This window comes from Nonlabens dokdonensis, assembly GCF_002162835.1.
In the GTDB taxonomy this organism is placed as follows: domain Bacteria; phylum Bacteroidota; class Bacteroidia; order Flavobacteriales; family Flavobacteriaceae; genus Nonlabens; species Nonlabens dokdonensis_B.
On the sequence record NZ_MAAX01000148.1, the window covers coordinates 1 to 3,015 of the forward strand.

The 3,015-nt window shown below is 36.0% G+C and carries 4 protein-coding genes; all 4 read right to left on the bottom strand.

Going from position 1 to position 3,015, the window contains the following annotated elements:
- Nucleotides 1-863 (bottom strand): NAD(P)/FAD-dependent oxidoreductase (locus A9Q93_RS09660; protein WP_303687185.1); only part of this gene is annotated, 863 nt, incomplete at its 3' end.
- 233 nt (nt 864-1,096) lie between these two features.
- Nucleotides 1,097-1,672 carry a hypothetical protein gene (locus A9Q93_RS09665; RefSeq protein ID WP_303687186.1) on the bottom strand — a complete coding sequence of 192 codons (576 nt, stop codon included), beginning with the start codon at nt 1,670-1,672 and terminating at the stop codon, nt 1,097-1,099.
- 62 nt (nt 1,673-1,734) lie between these two features.
- Entirely contained in the window at nt 1,735-2,091 is a 357-nt protein-coding gene (locus A9Q93_RS09670) for a DUF779 domain-containing protein (protein ID WP_303687187.1), read from the bottom strand.
- Nucleotides 2,092-2,157: 66 nt separating this feature from the next.
- Nucleotides 2,158-3,015: aldehyde dehydrogenase family protein (locus A9Q93_RS09675; RefSeq protein WP_303687188.1), on the bottom strand; the 858-nt coding region annotated here is incomplete at its 5' end.

The window sequence follows — 3,015 nt, forward strand, 5'->3', positions numbered from 1 at the left end:
CCATCTAATAAATCGTATTCTTCATCTTTTAAGTTTGCTAACTTACAAATCCCTAAAATGACGATACAATCTAAATACCTCAATGGCGCAGCTGCCTCGCCTATAGTCAGATGGCGAACGGCACTTCTTATACCATCAGCACCTACAACTAGATTTGCTTGAGTGGTTTTTACCTTGCCATCTACTTCAAATTCCAATTGAGTAGCATTGTCATCGCTTTTGTTTAAAGCTACTAATTTATGGTTCCAGAAAATTTGGTTCTTGTCTTGAAGTTGTTGTATCAAAGCAAGTCTTAATGACTGCCTTGCGATATGAACGTTAGTTCTTTTTGATGGTGAAGTAGGATTTTCAGACAGCCATTTTCTTTTTCCCCATTCGCCTACGATGGTTCCATCAGTACGATGTACCACGTGTTTTGTAGATACAATTCCGCCGTTTAATGAATTTAGTCCGAAACCTCTCATCGCATTACTTGCTTGCTGTAAAGTCAGTCCATATCCTTGCGATCGTTGATCAAAGCTTTGGTCTCTTTCATAAACAGTAAAAGGAATGCCGCGATGTAAACAAGCTACTGCAAGCGCCATTCCACCTATGCCACCGCCTATAATTGCTACATGTGGATAGCTCTCATCATCTGGCAACAATGGTTTTTCACAAACTTCTAATCCAGAACCTTTACAAATCTTACAAATAACTTGATGTCCTTTGGGAGGTTCAGGTTTTTCTCCACCATTTTTTTTATAGTTTTCTAGATCTCTTTGGTATTTGACCTTTACTTTTTTGCGAATACGCTGACTGGTTTTGCCTTGTCCTTTACAGTTAGGACAGGCGCACAAGTTTGTATTTGAAGAATCAGTACTCAATTGAATCAGATCTATTTTGTGGCTGTAAGGAGTGTATCAACTCCATTACTCAAGCTATTATAGCGCAAAGGTAGTAGTAAATAAGTTTGAATGAATAGCGCTGCTTAGGATGTTTATCATAAACCCTAAAACGATAAAAGTAGCTTGTTTTGTTCCGCTTTCGCGAAAGCGGAATGCCTAATGAAATAGGAGGTAGGTAACATATATGAGTACGCAAAAAACTGTTTTAGTAACTATGAAGAAGTTTGGAACGGTTTACTGGTCAATTTTTGTTTTGCTTTATTTTTTACCTTTTTGTTGATTCCATCTTCGGTAAACTTTTGTAGCAATTCTCTGGTCATCTCTTTGTGATCCAAAACATGGTTTTGAATATTTGCTTTTCCATTTTCTAAAATGTCGTTGATGAGCTCTGTGGAAATTCCATTTTTTTCAAGTCTTAGACGATAGGACTCTGAAATAGGATCTAAAACACCTCTGGTGAGAATCATTCTAGGATCTTCAAAAACAGGTAATGTTTTCATCAAATCTTCTAGCTTATCTACGAGTGTTATTCTAGATGTTGTGGTGAAAGTAAAAAATGGTTCTTCCCAATTAGGATCAATATCAAAGCTGTTTGTTTTAGGATTAAAATGCTCTACAAAGTTCAATACTTGAAGCTCGTACCGACCATTTAAATCTTGTTCAGGTCTCCACTGCACATCAATTAATTGAAGTCGCAAATCGTTTTGCAGCATTAATAAGCTGGACCCTTCAAAATAGGACTCATTCCCTATTACAGGATCTACTTCATAGAGTTGATTATAAGTCACTTGCCAACCGGCTTCTATTCTTAAAGGTTAAAGGTTCATTTAGAGATAGGTACTAATATGTTTTATTGTTTGTTCAATTCGGCATTTTCCTGCTCTGTTAATAGTCTAGAATGAATTAAAAAACGAAGCCCTAATGGAATTTCTAATGAAAAACTAGCACCACGACCTTTTGTAATATCCACTGTTAGATGTGTATGTTTCCAATATTCAAACTGATCTTGATTCATGTAAAAACTCACTCCATTTAGTTTGCCTAAGAGTATATCACTTTCATCTAGATACATGTCTTCTTTTTCAAACAACATGGGTGACGAGCCATCGCAACAACCTCCGCTTTGATGAAATATTAATTCTCCATGTTTTGATTTTAATTGCTCTAATACCTCTGCTGCTTTATCCGTAATTGCTATTCTATCCATAATCTAAAGATATATAAAAGGCTGAATTATTTTAAAATTCAGCCTTTATATTAGTGTTTAATTCTTCTAAAAGAAACCTAGTTTGTTCTTGTCATAAGAGATTAACATGTTTTTAGTCTGACGGTAATAATTAAGCATCATAACGTGATTTTCTCTACCAAATCCGGACTTCTTGTATCCTCCAAATGGAGCATGAGCAGGATAAGCATGATAACAATTTACCCAAACGCGACCTGCTTTTATAGCTCTTGGAATTTGATAAAGTTGATGTGCATCTCGTGTCCAGACTCCAGCACCAAGACCATAAAGTGTGTCATTAGCAATTTCAATAGCCTCAGCCTCGTCTTTGAATGTAGTTACACAAGCTACAGGACCAAAGATTTCTTCCTGGAATACTCTCATTTTATTATGTCCTTCTAAAATTGTAGGTTGAATGTAAAAACCATTGGCTAAATCACCGTCAAGTTTTTTTGCTGCTCCACCTGTTAATACTTTGGCACCTTCTTCTTTCCCAATTTTAAAATACGATTGAATCTTTTCATATTGGTCATTAGAAGCCTGAGCACCCACCATGGTATTCACATCATATGGATTATCTTGTATGATCGCATTTGTGCGTTCAATAACTCGCTCCATAAATGCATCGTAAATATCTTCTTGAACTAAAATTCTTGACGGACAAGTACATACTTCACCTTGATTAAAAGCAAAAAGCACTGCACCTTCAATAGCTTTATCTAAATATTCATCATCAGCATCCATTACTGAATTAAAGAAAACATTAGGAGATTTACCACCTAATTCCATAGTTACAGGGTTCAGATTTTTTGATGCATATTGCATGATGAGTTGACCTGTGGTGGTTTCTCCAGTAAAAGCTACTTTATCGACCTTTGAACTAGAAGCTAAAGGTTTTCCTGCTTC